The sequence below is a fragment of the Streptomyces acidicola genome (assembly GCF_009377235.1).
Classification (GTDB): domain Bacteria; phylum Actinomycetota; class Actinomycetes; order Streptomycetales; family Streptomycetaceae; genus Streptomyces; species Streptomyces acidicola.
Genome location: NZ_VMNX01000209.1, coordinates 1 through 16,832, shown reverse-complemented (window position 1 = coordinate 16,832; position 16,832 = coordinate 1). Strand labels below are relative to the sequence as shown.

General features: G+C 71.7%; 15 protein-coding genes. 8 read left to right on the top strand and 7 right to left on the bottom strand.

Annotated elements, in window-relative coordinates:
• The coding region (locus tag FPZ41_RS35940; protein WP_152867757.1) for a TetR/AcrR family transcriptional regulator at positions 1 to 657 on the bottom strand (657 nt) is incomplete at its 3' end.
• 130 nt (positions 658 to 787) lie between these two features.
• On the opposite strand from FPZ41_RS35940, the gene FPZ41_RS35935 reads away from it, so the two are divergent.
• Positions 788 to 1,744, top strand: coding sequence for an NAD(P)-dependent alcohol dehydrogenase (locus FPZ41_RS35935; protein WP_152867756.1), 957 nt, complete (start codon positions 788 to 790; stop codon positions 1,742 to 1,744).
• Positions 1,745 to 1,827: 83 nt separating this feature from the next.
• Complete coding sequence (locus FPZ41_RS35930; RefSeq protein ID WP_152867755.1) at positions 1,828 to 3,291, top strand: sulfatase-like hydrolase/transferase; 1,464 nt, start codon at positions 1,828 to 1,830, stop codon at positions 3,289 to 3,291.
• A 25-nt stretch (positions 3,292 to 3,316) separates the two neighbouring features.
• Here the strand turns inward: FPZ41_RS35930 and FPZ41_RS35925 are convergent, their stop codons facing one another.
• The 4 genes from FPZ41_RS35925 to FPZ41_RS35910 all read right to left on the bottom strand — a co-directional run bounded on the left by FPZ41_RS35925 (position 3,317) and on the right by FPZ41_RS35910 (position 7,517).
• Positions 3,317 to 4,054, bottom strand: coding sequence for a DUF1775 domain-containing protein (locus tag FPZ41_RS35925; RefSeq protein ID WP_152867754.1), 738 nt, complete (start codon positions 4,052 to 4,054; stop codon positions 3,317 to 3,319).
• A gap of 55 nt (positions 4,055 to 4,109) precedes the next feature.
• On the bottom strand, positions 4,110 to 4,742 hold the full coding sequence (locus tag FPZ41_RS35920; protein WP_152867753.1) for a hypothetical protein: 633 nt from the start codon (positions 4,740 to 4,742) through the stop codon (positions 4,110 to 4,112).
• Between the two features lie 149 nt (positions 4,743 to 4,891).
• Entirely contained in the window at positions 4,892 to 7,159 is a 2,268-nt protein-coding gene (locus FPZ41_RS35915) for a heavy metal translocating P-type ATPase (RefSeq protein ID WP_152867752.1), read from the bottom strand.
• A gap of 73 nt (positions 7,160 to 7,232) precedes the next feature.
• Complete coding sequence (locus FPZ41_RS35910) at positions 7,233 to 7,517, bottom strand: heavy-metal-associated domain-containing protein (protein WP_152867751.1); 285 nt, start codon at positions 7,515 to 7,517, stop codon at positions 7,233 to 7,235.
• 198 nt (positions 7,518 to 7,715) lie between these two features.
• On the opposite strand from FPZ41_RS35910, the gene FPZ41_RS35905 reads away from it, so the two are divergent.
• The 3 genes from FPZ41_RS35905 to FPZ41_RS35895 all read left to right on the top strand — a co-directional run bounded on the left by FPZ41_RS35905 (position 7,716) and on the right by FPZ41_RS35895 (position 12,323).
• Positions 7,716 to 8,684: a hypothetical protein gene (locus FPZ41_RS35905; protein ID WP_152867750.1), complete on the top strand. Its 969-nt coding sequence runs from the start codon at positions 7,716 to 7,718 to the stop codon at positions 8,682 to 8,684.
• Between the two features lie 285 nt (positions 8,685 to 8,969).
• On the top strand, positions 8,970 to 11,048 hold the full coding sequence (locus FPZ41_RS35900; RefSeq protein ID WP_322621147.1) for a glycosyltransferase: 2,079 nt from the start codon (positions 8,970 to 8,972) through the stop codon (positions 11,046 to 11,048).
• A 30-nt stretch (positions 11,049 to 11,078) separates the two neighbouring features.
• Entirely contained in the window at positions 11,079 to 12,323 is a 1,245-nt protein-coding gene (locus FPZ41_RS35895; RefSeq protein ID WP_152867749.1) for an LCP family protein, read from the top strand.
• A gap of 13 nt (positions 12,324 to 12,336) precedes the next feature.
• On the opposite strand, the gene FPZ41_RS35890 is transcribed toward FPZ41_RS35895, so the two are convergent.
• Positions 12,337 to 13,521, bottom strand: coding sequence for a flavin-dependent monooxygenase (locus FPZ41_RS35890; RefSeq protein WP_152867748.1), 1,185 nt, complete (start codon positions 13,519 to 13,521; stop codon positions 12,337 to 12,339).
• Between the two features lie 326 nt (positions 13,522 to 13,847).
• Here FPZ41_RS35890 and FPZ41_RS35885 point away from each other — a divergent pair, with 326 nt between their 5' ends.
• Positions 13,848 to 14,519 carry a lytic polysaccharide monooxygenase auxiliary activity family 9 protein gene (locus FPZ41_RS35885; protein WP_152867758.1) on the top strand — a complete coding sequence of 224 codons (672 nt, stop codon included), beginning with the start codon at positions 13,848 to 13,850 and terminating at the stop codon, positions 14,517 to 14,519.
• An 87-nt stretch (positions 14,520 to 14,606) separates the two neighbouring features.
• Here the strand turns inward: FPZ41_RS35885 and FPZ41_RS35880 are convergent, their stop codons facing one another.
• Positions 14,607 to 15,386, bottom strand: coding sequence for a DeoR/GlpR family DNA-binding transcription regulator (locus FPZ41_RS35880; RefSeq protein ID WP_152867747.1), 780 nt, complete (start codon positions 15,384 to 15,386; stop codon positions 14,607 to 14,609).
• A 124-nt stretch (positions 15,387 to 15,510) separates the two neighbouring features.
• Between FPZ41_RS35880 and FPZ41_RS35875 the strand changes: the two genes are divergently transcribed.
• Both FPZ41_RS35875 and FPZ41_RS35870 read left to right on the top strand, forming a co-directional pair.
• Positions 15,511 to 16,401, top strand: coding sequence for an SIS domain-containing protein (locus FPZ41_RS35875; RefSeq protein ID WP_152867746.1), 891 nt, complete (start codon positions 15,511 to 15,513; stop codon positions 16,399 to 16,401).
• A 12-nt stretch (positions 16,402 to 16,413) separates the two neighbouring features.
• Positions 16,414 to 16,832, top strand: a 419-nt coding sequence (locus tag FPZ41_RS35870; RefSeq protein ID WP_322621146.1) for a class II fructose-bisphosphate aldolase, incomplete at its 3' end; no start/stop codon positions are given.

Below are 16,832 nucleotides of genomic sequence, written 5' to 3'. Positions count from 1 at the left end.
GGGGGCGAGCCGCGCCGGGGGCGGCAGGGGGGCGGTTCGGTCCGTGAGATCGGCACGGAAGGAGTGGAGCAGGAGGGCGGCGAGCCGACGGGACGCCGCCACCGCGGCCTCCGTGGATCCGGCGGTGATGCCGTTGTTCGCCATGAGGAGGAGCGAGAGGTCCGACCGTTCGAAGTCGGCGCGCAAACGCCCGGTGTCCTTCGCTCGCTGTACGAGGGTGGCGAATCCCCGCTCCACGCGGACGTGCTCCCTCTCGAAGTCCGTCGCGTCCGGGAACGCCGTCAGGAAGGCCGCGGAGAATCCGCGGTCGAGCGCGTTCATGACGCACATCTTCTCGATGACCAGGCGGAAGCCGTCCCACGGGTCGGGTTCGGCGAGCGCGTCGTCGACGACCGTTGTACAGGCCGTGATCTGGTCGGCGAAGACCGTCGTGATCAGCGCCTCACGGGTGGGGAAGTGCCGGTACAGGGTGGCGACGCCGACACCGGCGCGGCGGGCGACAGCCGCCATCGGCACGTCGAGGCCCCGCGCCGCGAACAAGGCGCGGCCCGCTTCGAGAATGCGGCCGCGGTTGTGCCGTGCGTCCGCACGCCGACCCGGCTCCCGGGGGGACACGGCGGCAGAAGAGGGCTTCATCCGAGATGAACCGGCGGGCATGTTTCTCACCTTAGCTCAACCGGACTGACCTCTCCGGTTGCGGAGTTAGCGTCACTGGCACCGGCGGTTCGGCGTCCACAGGGCGTCCGGCCACGGCCGATCGACTGAGGCAGTGGAAAGAGTGAGTGACATGCGTGCAGCCCTGTACGACAGGTACGGCCCTCCGGACGTGCTCTATGAAGGAACCGTGCCGAAGCCGGACACCAAACCGGGGGAGGTCCTGGTGCGCGTCCATGCCGCGAGCGTCAACGGTGGCGAGTTGCTGGGGCGGGCGGGCAAGGTGCGCCTGGCGACCGGGCTGATGGGACGCGGCTTCCCGAAGCGCACCGGGATCGACTTCGCCGGAGAAGTCGTCGACCCCGGTGCCTCCGACTCGGGTCTGGCGACGGGTGACCGGGTGTGGGGGCTGCTGCCCCGCAGTTTCGGCAGCGCCGCGGAATTCGTGGCGGTGGCTCCGCGTCAGCTGGCCCTGGCGCCCAGCGGCCTCGACCTGGTCCAGGCGGCGGCGCTGCCTGCTGTCGGCACCACGGCCATCACCGCACTGCGTGACAAGGCCCGTCTCACGGCAGGCGAACGGCTGCTCGTCCGCGGCGCGAGCGGCGGCGTCGGCAGCGTCGCCGTCCAGCTCGCCAAGGCCTACGGCGCCCACGTCACGGCGCTCGCCGGGGCGAAGCACCTCGACTTCGTACGGGACCTCGGCGCGGACGAGGCCTTCGACTACGCCACCACCGGTCCGGCCGACCTGGGCCGGTTCGATGTCGTTCTCGACACGGTCGGCACCGCGCACCCCGCCTACCGGCGCCTCCTGGCCCCCGGAGGGCGCATGGTGGCGATCGCCTTCGACGCCGAGAACCTGGCCGCCTCGCTGTCGTACCTGCTCGTGTCGACCGTGTTCGGTCCGCGCCGCGTACGGTTCTTCAGCGAAAATCCCACTCGCACCCTCATCGCCGAGCTCACACGCCTCACGGAGAGCGGAGCCATCCGGCCCGTCGTGGACACGGAGTATCCGCTCGCCGACATCGCCGCAGCGCACCGCTCGCTGGAGCGCGGCGGCGTACGCGGAAAGCACGTGATCCGGATCGTGTGAGCCCCGTACCCGCCGTGCAGTCTCCCTGGCCGAGCGGGAGGCACGGGGTCGATCCCGGCCCTTGCGCCCTATGCTGAGGAATCATGGAGGCGGATGCGTACAGCCGCGCGCCCGATGAAGTGCGGGACTCCGCAGGGTCGTTGGGTCGCTCCTCGGTGATCGTCGTGCTCACCGACCAGCAGCGCTGGGACACCACAGGAGTGCACGGCAATCCGGCCGACGTGACACCGGAGTTCGACCGGATCGCCCGAGAGGGCACCCACGTGGAGCAGGCGATCACCCCCAACCCCGTGTGTGCTCCGGCCCGTTCGTCGCTGCAGACGGGCCGCTTCCCGACGGCGACGGGCGTGTTCCGCAACGGTCTCGCCCTGCCACCGGACATCCCGACCCTGGCGGGGGAGTTCGCTCGGGCGGGATACGTGACGGGCTACATCGGCAAATGGCACCTCGCGGGCGAGGACCAGCCGGACGGCCCCGTCCCGCCCGAGCGGCGCGGCGGTTACCAGGAGTGGCTGGCCTCGGACCGGCTGGAGTTCACCTCGGACGCCTACCGCACGGTGCTGTACGACGGCGCCGGGCAACCGGTGCGGCTCCCCGGTTACCGCTCCGACGCCCTGGTCGACGCCGCGATCCGCTTCGTCGCCGACCACCATGACCGCCCGTTCCTGCTCTTCCTGTCCCTCCTGGAGCCCCACCACCAGAACGGCACGGACGACCACCCGGCGCCCGACGGCTACCGCGAGCGCTACCAGGGCAGCTGGCTGCCCCCGGACCTGGCCGCGCTCAGCCCCGCCGCACCGCAGGGCGGCGCCCACCGCCACCTCGGCGGATACCTCGGCCAGATCAAACGGGTCGACGAAGGCGTGGGCCGGCTGCGCGACGTACTGCGCGGCCTCGGCATCGCGGACACCACGGTCCTGGCCTGGACCGCCGACCACGGCTCGCACTTCCGTACCCGCAACAGCGAGTACAAGCGCTCCGCCCACGAGGCGTCCGTGCGCGTCCCGCTGGCCCTCACCGGCCCCGGATTCACGGGCGGAGGCCGAATCCGCCACCCCGTCAGCACCGTCGACCTGGCACCCACCCTCCTTCAGGCCGCCGGCCTACCGGTGCCGGACGGGATGCAGGGCCGCTCCTTCCTGCCGCTGACCGGCGGCGGCACCGACCCCGGCCGTCCCGCCGAGGTGTACGTCCAGATCAGCGAGGACCACGTCGGCCGGGCGGTGCGCACGGACCGCTGGAAGTACGCGGTCGCCGCACCGGAAGCCGACGCCTGGCACGAGCCCACCGCGACCTGCTACGTCCAGACCGAGCTGTACGACCTGCACGCCGACCCCTACGAGTTGGACAACCTCGCCGGACTGACCTCCCACCGCGCCGTCGCGGACCAGCTGCGCGAGGCCCTGCGGGCATGGCTCGGGCGCACGGGCGAGCCCGACGCGACCGTCGAGCCCGCACCGCCGCGCACCACCGCCCAGCGGAGACCGGATCCCCAGGTCTCCGCATGGGACGGGGCACGCTTCGGACATCAGCCGCCCACGACATAGGCGCTTCGTGGTGCGGCAGTCACCTCTACTCCTGGGCGCGGCCCTGACGCCGTACGAGGTAGAAGGCGCCACCCGCCACGACGATCATGCCCGCACCGATGCCGGTCCAGGCACCGGCCGACAGACCGCTGTCGTCGTCCGCGGTCGCCTGGGCGGCGGGGGAGGCCGAGGGTTCGGTCGGCTCGGCGCTCGGCGTCGGGGAGGCGGACTCGGTCTCGGCCTCGCTCGGTGACGGGCTGACCGGCTCGGCGCCGGGCGCGGCGGCTTTGAGTTTCAGCACCGGGGCGGTGTTGCCGTGGCCGTGGCCGTCGCCGCCGGACTCGCCCAGCTCGATCCAGCGGTCGACCTTGCCGTCGCTGTAGGTCTGCAGGGTCTTGAACACCAGCTCCTTCGCGTCGGGCAACTGCCGTACGACGACGGAGAGTTCGGCGTCCTCGCCGACTTTGACGGCCGTGCCCTTGACGGTGAAGCCGTCCTTGTTCGCCGTGAGCTTCCAGCCCTCGGGGCCTTCGCCGTACGTCACGTCGGTGGGTTCGAGGCCCTCCGGCAGGATCACGCGCAGCTCGGAGATGCCGGCCGTGGCGGACTCCGACTCGGCGAGGAAGGTGAGTTCGACGTTCTGGGCGAGGGCCTGGGCGTCGTCGGACCGGACCTCCACATGGGCGGCGGCCGGACCGGCGGTGAACAGGACGGCGGTGGCGGCGACGGCGGCCGCGAGGGCCGTACGGCGGATACCGCCGGGCCTGCGGGTGGTGCGGGGCATGGGTGTCTCCAGGCAGGGGGAAGGCACGGGCGGCGTGGCAGCCGCTCCGGCGGGGTCAGCGGGCGAGAGTGAGCCGCGCCCGCGGAGGTCCCCTCCGCACCATCACGTCCGCGAGCACCGCACCCCTGGGCGGTGGTCGCTCCAGCCATGCCCGGACGGGGACCGGCAGTCCGGGTTCCGCCGCAGCTCGGCGGTCGCTCAACAGGGCCCGGACCGTGGCGATCCGCGCCCGGACGGAGTCGACGGTCTCCACCACGCCACGGGCCAGGAACCAGCAGGCCGCGTCGGCACGGTGCAGCAGGACGGCGACGAGCAGCGCCGCCCCGGCGTGGACGGCCGTCATGGCGAGTGAGTCGGGCGGGTTCATGCCGTGCCGGGCGTGCCCGGACATTCCCGTGGCCGCCGCGTGGTGTGCGGGCCCGGTCGCCGTCAGCCACAGATGCAGCCCCACCTGTGCGGCACCGCACGTCGCCACCACCGTGGCCAGGGAGCGCGGGCGCCGGGTGCCGGCGAGTCCCACGCCGAAGAGCACGACGGCCGCCGCGGCGCCCGGCCGCCATGGAGCCGGTCCGTCGGCGACCAGATGGTGGGCGCTCACCCCCAGCACCGTCCCGACGACCGCGAACACCGTCGCCCGCAGGACGGGCAGGGGCGCAGGGTGCGTCGGCGTACGGAGGAGCATGGTCATGACGCGCCCATCATCGGGCATCGCCCGGCCGGACCGGGCCGAGATCCCTTAAGAGCGGGCTCGTCCGGAATGTGGCGGGCGTGGCCTCACCTGCTCCGGCAAGGCGACAGCGCTGTCCGGGACGGAACCCGGGCAGCGCTGCGGCCGGTTCAGGCGGTGGCGCGGAAGGAGCGCAGGCGGAGGGAGTTGCCGACGACGAAGACGGAGGAGAAGGCCATGGCCGCCCCGGCGATCATCGGGTTGAGGAGGCCGGCCGCCGCGAGAGGCAGGGCGGCCACGTTGTAGGCGAAGGCCCAGAAGAGGTTGGTGCGGATGGTGGTGAGGGTGCGGCGGGCGAGGCGGATGGCGTCGGCGGCGGTGCGCAGGTCGCCGCGTACGAGGGTCAGATCGCCGGCTTCGATGGCGGCGTCGGTGCCGGTGCCCATGGCCAGACCCAGGTCGGCCTGGGCGAGTGCCGCGGCGTCGTTGACACCGTCCCCGGCCATCGCCACGGTACGGCCCTCGCTCTGCAGTCGTTTGACGACATCCACCTTGTCCTGGGGCAGGACCTCGGCGATGACGTTCTCGGGGGTGATGCCGATCTCGCGGGCGACGGAGTCGGCCACGGCCCGGTTGTCGCCGGTGAGCAGGATCGGGGTCAGGCCCAGGGCGCGCAGGCGGTCGATGGCCTCGCCGCTGGTGTCCTTGACGGCGTCGGCGATTTCGAGGACGGCGCGGGCCTCGCCGTCCCAGGCGATGGTGATGCCGGTGTGTCCGGCTGCTTCGGCCAGGGACTTGGCCTGTTCCAGATCGGCGGGCAGCTCCATGGCCCATTCGGCGAGCAGACGTTCGCGGCCCACGAGGACGGCGTGGCCGTCGACGATGCCCTGGACTCCGAGGCCGGGGATGTTGGCGAAGTCCTCGGGCGTGGGCAGCGAGCCCAGCTTGCTTCGGGCCGCGTCGGCGACGGCGCGGGCGATCGGGTGCTCGGAGGAGTGCTCCAGGGCGCCCGCCAGCCGCAGGACTTCGGCCTCGTCGGTGGTGTCGGCGGTGTGCACCGCGCGCAGGGTCATCCGGCCGGTGGTCACGGTGCCGGTCTTGTCGAGGACGATGGTGTCGACCCGGCGGGTGGACTCCAGGACTTCCGGGCCCTTGATCAGGATGCCGAGCTGGGCGCCGCGTCCGGTGCCCACCATGAGCGCGGTCGGGGTCGCCAGGCCCAGGGCGCAGGGGCAGGCGATGATCAGTACGGCGACGGCGGCGGTGAACGCGGCCGTCAGCCCGGCGCCGTTGCCGAGCCAGAAGCCGAGCGTGCCCAGCGCGAGGGCGATCACGACGGGGACGAACACGGCGGAGATCCGGTCCGCGAGCCGCTGGGCCGCGGCCTTGCCGTTCTGCGCGTCCTGCACCAGTTGTGCCATCCGGGCCAGTTGGGTGTCGGCGCCGACCCGGGTGGCCTCGACGACCAGACGGCCGCCCGCGTTGATCGTGGCACCGGTGACGCTGTCGCCGGTGACGACCTCGACGGGCACGGACTCACCGGTCAGCATCGAGGCGTCGACGGCCGAGGTGCCCTCCACGACGATCCCGTCGGTGGCGATCTTCTCCCCGGGACGGACCAGGAAGCGGTCACCGACCGTCAGTTCGGCGGTGGGGACAGTGTGTTCGCTGCCGTCGGCGCGCAGCACGGTGACGTCCTTCGCGCCCAGTTCCAGCAGTGCCTTCAGGGCCGAGCCCGCCTTGCGCTTGGAGCGGGCCTCGAAGTAGCGGCCGGCCAGGATGAACGCGGTCACACCGGCCGCGGCCTCCAGATAGATGTTCCCCGCGCCGTCACTGCGGGCGATGGTCAGCTCGAAGGGGTGGGTCATGCCCGGCTCGCCCGCAGTGCCGAAGAACAGCGCCCACAGCGACCACAGGAACGCCGCCGAGGTACCGACCGAGATGAGGGTGTCCATGGTGGCCGCGCCGTGCCGCGCGTTGGTGAACGCCGCCCGGTGGAAGGGCCAGGCGGCATACGTCACCACGGGCGCCGCCAGCGTCAGCGACAGCCACTGCCAGTACTCGAACTGTGCCGCCGGGACCATCGCCATCACGATCACGGGCACCGCCAGGGTCACGGCCGTGACCAGCCGCTGCCGCAGCGGCCCCAGCCCGTCGTCCTCCTGCGCCGAACCGCCCTCACCACCGGGGGTCTCGGCCTGTACCGGAGGCGCGGGCTCCCGCGCGGTGTAGCCGGTCGCCTCGACCGTGGCGATCAGCTCCCGCACCGCCACGTCCTCCCGGAACGTGACCCTGGCCTTCTCCGTGGCGTAGTTGACGGTGGCCTCGACCCCGTCCATGCGGTTGAGCTTCTTCTCGATCCGGGCCGCGCACGAGGCGCAGGTCATACCGCCGATCGCGAGTTCGACTTCCGCGGTACCGGGTGTGGTGGTGGTCATGGCTGCTCCTCGTACGGGATGGACGGCCGGAGCCCGGGGGATGTCCGGGCCCCGGCGGTGCGGGGCGTGCGGGTCAGGCCCGGCCGGTCAGCTCGTAGCCGGCCTCGTCGACGACCTCGGCGATGGCCGCGTCGTCCGGCTCGGTGGCGCTGGTGACGGTGACGAGGCCGGTGTCGAGGTCGACCTCCACACCGCTCACGCCGTCCAGCTCGCCGATGACCTTGGTGAGCGTGGCCTTGCAGTGGCCGCAGGTCATGCCGGAGACGGCGTACACGGTGGTGACGGCCTCCGTGGCCGTCGCCGTGCCGGCGGTGCCGGTCGAGCAGGTGCCTTGGGTGGAGCAGCAGGACGACGACATGGGGTTCCCTCCGGTGGGTGTGCTTGCGGTTGGGCTGGATACGGGGCAGGGGTATGCTTCCCAAGGTCCTGTATACCCCTGAGGGGTATCTGACGCAAGCCGCTCCGAGGGCTTGACTTCATACCCCCTAGGGGTACCTTGAAGTGCATCGAGGCCTCCCCTTCAGGCAGGAGAGGCCCAGCCCCCAAGGAGACGATCATGAACACCGGGATGAAGATCACCGCGTTCGCCGCCGCGCTGGCCGCGACGTTCGGCACCGCCTACGGCGTGGGCACGAGCGTGGAGCCCGTCGTCGCGGACAGTGCGCCCGCCGCCCACGGCAAGGGGCACAGCGGCCCACCACCCGCACAGGAGGGAGGCGGGGGCCACTCCGGGCACGAAGCGGCCCCGGCCGGTGGACTGCAGATCTCCGAAGGCGGCTACACCCTCGACCTCCGGACCCCGCGCGCCGCCGCCGGGCAGCGCACCGACCTCCGCTTCGTCATCCGCGACGACTCCGGCCGCGCGGTGACCTCCTACCGGCGCGAACACGACAAGGAGCTCCACCTGATCCTCGCCTCGCGCGACCTGGTCACCTACCGGCACCTCCACCCCACACGAGCCGCCGACGGCACCTGGAGCACACCCGTCGACCTGCCCCGGGCGGGCGGCTACCGGGTCTTCGCCGACTTCACCCCGGCGAAGAAGGGGGCCGAGAACCTCACCCTCGGCGCGGACCTGGCGACCTCGGGCCCCTACGAACCACAGGACCTGCCGGCCCCGAACACCGCCGCCGAGGTCCACGGCTACGAGGTCGAGCTGGACGGAGGCCTGCGCCCGGGCAAGGCGGGCGAACTGAAGCTGAACGTCTCCCGGAACGGCAAGCCCGTCACCGACCTCCAGCCCTACCTCGGCGCGTACGGCCACCTCGTCGCCCTGCGCTCCGGTGACCTCGCCTACCTGCACGTCCACCCGAACGGCGAGCCCGGCGACGGCAGGACCCGGCCCGGACCCGGCATCTCGTTCACGGCCACCGCGCCCAGCGGCGGCACGTACCGCCTCTTCCTCGACTTCCAGCACGAAGGGAAGGTCCACACCGCGGCGTTCACGGTCCGGGCCGGAGCATCCGGAACGCAAACGCCGACGGACGCGCGCTCGGCAGAGCCGTCGGCCGATCACGAGCACTGAGGAGCACCGAGCAGCCCGCGGCGGGCCCGCACGCCCGCGGGCCGACTGCTGTGAGACTCGTCGTTGGGGCCCTGCACGCGAGCGTCGGTAACTACACTCGCGCCCCATGCACCACGCAAGCCCCCACAGGCAGTTGAAGACGCTTACCTGTCGCCCACCACGTTCCGGCACCCGTGGGCGGAGAAGAGGGAACCCGCCCGTCCCGGCGGGTGGGGGAGGGCGCCGGACCGGCCGCGTGCCGGCCACCTGCCGTCGCACCCCGGCCGAGAGGGGGGACGGCATCCCGTGAAGGGCCGCCACAAACAGTCCCGTGACCCCCGGGGGCACTGGCTCATACTCATCCTCGTCCTCCCCGTGATGTTCGCGGTCCTGCTCTTCGAGGGCTGGACCACGCACGAGGTCGACGCCGCGAAGACACGGTCCCCCTGCACCTCGCCCGCACCGGACGCCGTGGCACGCGGCGGACCCGTGATCGGCATCAACGAGGGCGGCATCCAGACCGCCTCGATGCCCGCCCGCACCGTCGCCCTCACCTTCGACGGCGGCCCGGACCCCGTCTGGACCCCGCGCCTGCTCGACCTGCTGCGACAGTACGACGCACGCGCCACCTTCTTCCTCTACGGCTCCCAGGCGGCGCGTCACCCGGAGCTGGTGCGGCGGATCCGCGCCGAGGGCCACGAGATCGGCTCGAACACCTACACCGGTGCCGTCCTGGGCGAGGCGTCCTCCGCCCGTTTCTCGGCGGAACTCGACCTGACGCGGACCGCGTTGGCGGGCGCCGCGGGCCTGCGCCCCAACCTGCTGCGGATGCCGCGGATCACCACACCGGACACACTGTGCGGCCGTGAGTGGCGGGCGGCACGACAGGCCACCGGCCGGGGCTATGTGCTCGTCACCGCCGACAGATCGTCCCGCAGGCCGGCACAGGGCCTGGTCCGCCAGTTCAGCCAGACGTCGATCGCCTACCAGCAGACGAGAAGCCTCCTCAGGAACCCGGACGTCGACCGCTTCACCACCGTGTCGGCGGGGCTGAGGCTCGTTCCGTACACGGCCACGACCACGGGCGACCGATGGCAGGGCACCGCCCTGATCCGGGTCACCGAACTCGGGCGCGCCTTCGTGACCGCCATGACGTGGACCCTCGCGATCGCGGGCGGCCTCGGACTGCTGCGCCTGGCACTGCTCGGCCTCTTCGCCCGCGCCCATGTCCGCCGCCTGGAGAGCTCCCGCCCCGGCGCCCCCTGGCTGCCGGAGGTGACCGAACCGGTGACGGTGCTCGTGCCGGCGTACAACGAGGAGGCCGGCATCGAGTCCACACTGCTGTCCCTGCTGGCCTCCACCCACCAGCAGTTGCAGATCATCGTGATCGACGACGGTTCGACGGACCGTACCGCGGACATCGCCGAGAGCGTCGGGGATCCGCGCGTGGAGGTGGTCCGTCAGGCCAACGCGGGCAAGGCGGCCGCCCTCAACACCGGGCTGGCTCACGCGCGGTACGACATCATCGTCATGGTCGACGCCGACACCGTCTTCGAACCGGACGCCGTCCGCAGGATCGTTCAGCCGCTGGCGCACCCGGCCGTGGGCGCCGTCAGCGGCAACGCCAAGGTCGGCAACCGTCGCGGCCTGCTGGCCAAGTGGCAGCACCTGGAGTACGTCTTCGGCTTCAACCTCGACCGCCGGATGTTCGAGGTCCTGGAGTGCATGACCACGGTCCCCGGCGCCATCGGCGCCTTCCGCCGGGACGCGCTGGTGAGTGTCGGCGGCGTCAGCGAGGACACCCTCGCCGAGGACACCGATCTCACGATGGCGCTGTGGCGGGCGGGCTGGCGGGTGCTCTACGAGGAGTCCGCCGTCGCCTGGACCGAAGTGCCCACCTCGCTGGGTCAGTTGTGGCGGCAGCGGTACCGCTGGTGCTACGGCACGATCCAGGCCATGTGGAAGCACCGCGGTGCCGTCCTGGCCCGGGGAGTGGCCGGGCGCTTCGGGCGGCGCGGACTCACGTACATCGCGCTCTTCCAGGTCGCGCTGCCGCTGCTCGCCCCGGTCATCGACGTGTTCGCCCTGTACGGTGTGCTGTTCCTCGACCCCTGGCTGTCGGCCGGGGTCTGGCTCGGTTTCATGGGCTCCCAACTGGTCAGCGCCCGCTACGCGTTGAGGCTCGACGGCGAGGGGCTGCGGACCCTGTGGTCGTTGCCGTTCCAGTTCTTCGTCTACCGGCAGCTGATGTACCTGGTCGTCGTCCAGTCCCTGGTCGCTCTGTTCCTCGGCAGCCGGCTGAAGTGGCACCGCATGCGGCGTTCCGGGACGGCCGCTGAACAGATCGGCGGCGGGGCCCCGTATAAGAGCCTGCCGACGAGGTGATCCCGATGTGGTGAGGGACTGTACGGGCCGATGAGCGAGTGGACTGACCGTCTGCCGGGCGACGAGCGGGGCGGTGGTGGAGTGACGGAGCCCGCCGGCTCCGGTGAGGGTTGGGTGACGGGCGGGAGATCGTCCCCGCCCCCGGCACGTACGGCGCCCCTGCCGGGCATGCCATCGTCCACTGCCGCGGGCCGCACCGACGTGGTGCGCCGCCCCCACGGGCGCCGCGCCCGATCCCAAGAAGGCGGGGGCCCCGACCGCAGTGGCAGATCCGCACGGCGGCGCCCCACCCGGCGCCGCTGTGCCGTGCGGCTGGCGATCCTCACGGTCGCCGCGCTGCTCGTCTCCCCGGCAGGCGCGTACGTGTGGGCCGACACCGAGCTCGACCAGGACGTCGACCTGGGCACCCTCAAGGACCGTGCGCCGCGCGGCCGGGGAACCAACTACCTGATCGTGGGCTCGGACAGCCGTGAGGGTCTGTCCGAGCAGGCCAGGAAGGAACTGCGCACCGGCTCGACCGAGGGCCGCCGCACCGACTCGATGATCCTGGTGCACACCGGCGCGGGCGGCACCACGATGATGAGCCTGCCGCGTGACTCGTGGGTGACCATCCCGTCGTTCCTGCGCCCGGAGACCGGCAGGCGCTACCGCGACCAGCCGAACAAACTGAACGCGGCGTTCTCACTGGGCGGCCCCGATCTGCTCATCAGGACCGTCGAACGCAACACCGGCCTGCACATCGACCACTACACCGAGATCGGCCTGGCCGGCTTCGTCGACATCGTCGACGCGGTCGGTGGAGTGGACATGTGCCTGGACCGGGCCATCAAGGACAAGAACTCGGGCGCGGACCTGCAGAAGGGCTGCCAGACCCTCGACGGAGCCCAGGCACTGGCGTTCGTACGGCAGCGCAAGCAGGAGGCCGAGGGCGACCTCGGCCGCACCCGGAACCAGCAGAAGTTCCTCGCCGCGCTCGCCGAGAAGACCGCCACTCCGGACACGCTCCTCAACCCGGCCAAGGTCTTCCCGACCCTCGGCGCGGGCCTCGACACCCTCACCGTGGACGAGGGCACGGGCCTGCGGGAGATCACGTCGCTGTTCCAGGCGATGCGCAAGGTCACGGGCGGCAACGGACGCCAGATCAACGTCCCCGTCTCCGACCCGGCGTTCGCCACGTCCAAGGGCACAGCGGTGAAGTGGGACATGCCCAGGGCACGGCAGCTCTTCGCACAACTGAGGGAGGACCGGCCGGTGACCACCCCACAGGGACAGTGAGCCGCCGGGACCGCTACAGGAAGGGCGTACCGGCGTCGAGCCCGGACAGGACCCGGCCGTACAGCTCCAGGTTGGTGGCGGGGTTCACGAACGAGTGCAGGCTCAGGGCGTGCAGATCGCGGACGGCCCGCTGGACGGGCACCTTCCGCTGCAGGGAGGACGCGCCGGACGCCGAGCCGATCAGGTCGACGGCCTCCTTGCACAGCCGTGTCACATAGCCGCTCTGCGCCCGGATCCTGGCCCGCTCCTCCTCGCTGAACGGCTCGCCGCTCGCCGCACCGGCCTCGATCCGGTCCACGAACTCGGCGGTCAGCAGCTCGGCGCAGGAGATCTTCATGGCCGCCTCGGCGGCCTGCAGATGAGTGACCGCGGCCTCGTTCTGGCGCTCGTGGAAGGTGTACGTGATGCCCCGGCGGTGGATCCGCTCGGTGAACTCCGCCAGGGCCGTCCGGGCCAGGCCGAGCGCGTTCGGCGCCGTCCACGCGCAGAACAGCAGCAGGACAGGCATGCGGTAGAAGGCGTCGTCGGCGTTGGACTTGGACGGGAACACACCGCCCAGCAACGGGCCGACGGGTAACACGCGGTGCGCGGGCACGAACACGTCGCGGGCGACGACGCTGTTGCTGCCGCTGCCCGCCAGCCCCGAGACGTCCCAGTCGTCGAGGACCTCCAGCTCGGCCATGGGGACGGCCGTCCACAGCACTTCGGGCGGCCCGTCGCCCGAGTCCATCCGGGTCGTCAGCAGATGCCAGTCGGCGTACGGGGAGCCGGTGGCGAACGGCGAGGTGCCGCTGACCACGAAGCCGCCGTCCGCCGGGACCGCCGTCGCGTCCGGTATGAGGGTGCCGCTGATCCGTATGTCGGGGCTGGTGAAGATCTCGTCCTGTGCCTCGTCGGGGAAGAGCGACGCGATGAAGGCGCAGCCGGCCTGGATCAGGGTCATGAAGCCGGCGGAACCGCACCCGCCGGATATCTCGGCCAGCGCGTCGACCTGGGTGCGCAGCCCGCTCTGGTAACCGCCGTACCGCCGGGGGACGTTCATCCGGTAGACCCCCGCCTCCGTCAGCGCCGCGACGACCTCCGGCGTCACCCGTCTCTCCCGCTCTGTGCGCAGGGCGTGCTCGTGGATGAGCGGCCGCACCTCCCGCAGACGTTCGACGAGGCCGGCATCGGTGCCGACTGCTGACGAGGGAGCCATGGACGACCTCCGGGCACGACGGGCCACCACCGTCCCCCCGGTCGCCTGAGCTGTCAACGCCGCGTTCCCGGCCACCGGAGAAACGCCGGCACGTCGGTTGACGTCTGCCCGAGCAGGGCCACGGTACGGCGACGGCTGACGGCCGGGGAGGGGCGCGCGAACGCATCGAACGCGCCACCGAGCGCGAGGAAGTGGCGCAATCGAATGTTGCGGCCTTGTTTCACGCGGCGGACTCTGAACGAAGTGGGAGCGCTCCCATCCGGCCTGCGCTCCCACACCCCCCACAACCGAACGCATCACATCCCCCACATGTGAAGGAAGGCGCGATGAATTGTCATGCGCATGATAGGTCGACCCTGTCCCGGCCGGCGCTCCTCCTGAGCGTGATCGGTGCGGTACTGCTCTGCCTGATCCCGTGGAGCGGCACCGCCGCCGCCCACGGGTCGGTCGTGGACCCCGCGTCCCGCAACTACGGCTGCTGGCTCCGGTGGGGCGACGACTTCCAGAACCCGGACATGGCGCAGCAGGATCCGATGTGCTGGCAGGCGTGGCAGGACAACCCGAACGCCATGTGGAACTGGAACGGCCTGTACCGCGACGGCTCCGCCGGCAACTTCCCGGCCGTCGTTCCCGACGGGCAGCTGTGCAGCGGCGGCCGGACCGAGGGTGGCCGTTACAACTCCCTGGACGCCGTGGGCGCGTGGAAGACCACGGACATCGGCAGCAACTTCACCGTGAAGCTGTACGACCAGGCCAGTCACGGCGCCGACTACTTCCTGGTCTACGTCACCCGCCAGGGATATGACCCGACCACGCAACCGCTGAAGTGGAGCGATCTCCAACTGGTCGCCCGCACCGGCAAGTACGCACCCAGCCAGAACTACTCGATCGACGTGAGCACCTCGGGTCTGAGCGGCCGTCATGTCGTCTACACGATCTGGCAGGCGTCGCACATGGACCAGACGTACTTCCTGTGCAGTGACGTCAACTTCCGTTGATCCACCGGATCGACGTCGGCCGGCCACCGGCTCCATGGTGGCCGGCCACCCGGTCCCGCCGGACACGCCGCGTCCGGCGGGGCGCGGTCAGACGGTCAGGACCCGCACCCCCGCCTCCTCGAACCGCCCCACCGTCCCGGCGTCCACCGCCGTGTCCGTGACCAGCGTGTCCACCGCCTCGGTGGCGCAGATCCAGGCGAAGGCCCGCTGACCCAGCTTGCTGGAGTCGGCGGCGACGACAACGCGCTCGGCGCGTTGGCGCAGCAGACGGTTGATCGCGGCCTCGGACTCGTCGTGGGCCGCCGCGCCGTGCGTGACATCGAAGGCGACCACGCCGAGGACGGCCACGTCCATGGTGATCTGGCTGAGCACACCGTCCGCGAGCGGGCCGATGAGCTCGTACGAGGACGGGCGGGCGACGCCACCGGTCAGCACGATCTTGAACTGGGGGCGCACGGCCAGCTCGCTCGCGATGTTGAGGGCGTTGGTGACGATGGTCAGCGCCGGTGAGCCGGAGGTGAGGTCGGCGCGCACGGCCAGGGCGCGCGCGACCTCCGTGGTGGTCGTGCCACCGGTCAGGCCCACCGCCTCGCCGGGGGAGACGAGGCCCGCGACCGCCTTCGCGATGCGCTGCTTCTCCGAGGCGCGGCGGGCGGTCTTGTAGCGCAGCGGCAGCTCGTACGACACGCCGTGCACGACCGCGCCGCCCCGGGTGCGCACCAGCATCTGCTGTTCGGCCAGCTGGTCGAAGTCGCGGCGGATCGTCGCGGCCGACACCTCCAGCTCGGCCGCCGCCTCCTCGACGTCCAGCCTGCCCCGTTCGACGAGCAGTTCCAGCAGCGCCTTCCAACGGGCGTCGCGCGACATCCGCACCCTCCGTACGTCGATCTCCCGGCGACCCTAACGCACACGCGTCGAGGGGCTGATGCTTGATAGTGCTTGAAAGTGCGCGTTATGTTGCAAGAACAAGCATCCGGGGAAGGGTTACGGCATGACACATGTCGAGGACGAGCTGACCAGCCAGCCCGAGTGCTGGACCCGTGCGGCCGCGGAGGCGGCGGGGCACGCAGGTGTGCTGCCCGAGCCGGGGGAGCGTGTCGCGATCGTGGGGTGCGGGACGTCGTACTTCATGGGGCAGGCCGTCGCGACCTTGCGCGAGCGGTCCGGCCAGGGCGAGACGGACGCCTTCGCCGCCTCCGAGTTCCCGCACGGCCGCCCGTACGACCGGGTCGTCGCCCTCACCCGCTCCGGCACCACCAGCGAGGTCCTCGACCTCCTGGGCCGACTGCGCGGCCTTACACGCACGGTCGCGATCACCGCGGACCCGGACACGCCCGTGGCGACGGCCGCCGACGACCTCGTCGTACTGGACTTCGCCGACGAACGGTCCGTCGTCCAGACCCGGTTCGCGACCACGGCCCTCACCCTGCTGCGGGCCCACCTCGGGCTGCACGCCGACGCCGCCGTCGCCGACGCGCGTACCGTGCTGGACACCCCGCTGCCCGAAGGCCTCGTCGACTGCACTCAGTTCACCTTCCTGGGCCGCGGCTGGACCGTCGGGCTCGCGAACGAGGCCGCACTCAAGATGCGTGAGGCCTCGCTGGCGTGGGCCGAGGCGTACCCGGCGATGGAGTACCGGCACGGCCCCATCAGCATCACTACCCGGGGAACCGCGACCTGGATGCTCGGAGAGGCACCCGAAGGGCTGGCTCAACAGGTGCGGGAAACGGGTGGGTTGTGGGTGGCCGACGGCCTCGACCCGCTCGCCGGACTCGTCCGCGCCCAACGGCTCGCGGTGGCCGTGGCCGCCGCCCGCGGACTCGACCCCGACCAGCCGCGCCACCTCACCCGTTCGGTGATCCTCGACTCGACCAACCGCTGACCAGGAGGAGTCGTGCCGCTCACCACGACCGGTGAACTGATCACCAGGGCCGCCGCGGCCCGCACCGCGGTCCCCGCGTTCAACGTCATCAGCCTGGAGCACGTCGAGGCCGTCGTCGCGGGCGCCGAGTCCGCCGGAGCGCCGGTCGTCCTCCAAGTCAGTGAGAACGCGGTCAGGTTCCGCGGCGGACGGCTGCTCCCACTGGCCCGCGCCGCGACCGCCGCCGCCGAACAGGCGAGGGTTCCCGTCGCGCTCCACCTCGACCACATCCAGAGCGAGGACCTGCTGCACCAGGCGGCCGACGCCGGGTTCAGCTCCGTGATGTACGACGCGTCGCGCCTGCCCTACGCGGAGAACCTCGCCGCGACCCGGGCCGCCGCGGACTGGGCGCACGCTCAAGGGATGTGGATCGAGGCTGAGCTGGGCTGGGT

Coding starts and splice junctions, on each gene's coding strand:
- FPZ41_RS35935 (WP_152867756.1), top strand. CDS start 788: ATGCGTGCAGCCCTGTACGACAGGTACGGCCCTCCGGACGTGCTCTAT.
- FPZ41_RS35930 (WP_152867755.1), top strand. CDS start 1,828: ATGGAGGCGGATGCGTACAGCCGCGCGCCCGATGAAGTGCGGGACTCC.
- FPZ41_RS35925 (WP_152867754.1), bottom strand. CDS start 4,054: ATGCCCCGCACCACCCGCAGGCCCGGCGGTATCCGCCGTACGGCCCTC.
- FPZ41_RS35920 (WP_152867753.1), bottom strand. CDS start 4,742: ATGACCATGCTCCTCCGTACGCCGACGCACCCTGCGCCCCTGCCCGTC.
- FPZ41_RS35915 (WP_152867752.1), bottom strand. CDS start 7,159: ATGACCACCACCACACCCGGTACCGCGGAAGTCGAACTCGCGATCGGC.
- FPZ41_RS35910 (WP_152867751.1), bottom strand. CDS start 7,517: ATGTCGTCGTCCTGCTGCTCCACCCAAGGCACCTGCTCGACCGGCACC.
- FPZ41_RS35905 (WP_152867750.1), top strand. CDS start 7,716: ATGAACACCGGGATGAAGATCACCGCGTTCGCCGCCGCGCTGGCCGCG.
- FPZ41_RS35895 (WP_152867749.1), top strand. CDS start 11,079: ATGAGCGAGTGGACTGACCGTCTGCCGGGCGACGAGCGGGGCGGTGGT.
- FPZ41_RS35890 (WP_152867748.1), bottom strand. CDS start 13,521: ATGGCTCCCTCGTCAGCAGTCGGCACCGATGCCGGCCTCGTCGAACGT.
- FPZ41_RS35885 (WP_152867758.1), top strand. CDS start 13,848: ATGAATTGTCATGCGCATGATAGGTCGACCCTGTCCCGGCCGGCGCTC.
- FPZ41_RS35880 (WP_152867747.1), bottom strand. CDS start 15,386: ATGTCGCGCGACGCCCGTTGGAAGGCGCTGCTGGAACTGCTCGTCGAA.
- FPZ41_RS35875 (WP_152867746.1), top strand. CDS start 15,511: ATGACACATGTCGAGGACGAGCTGACCAGCCAGCCCGAGTGCTGGACC.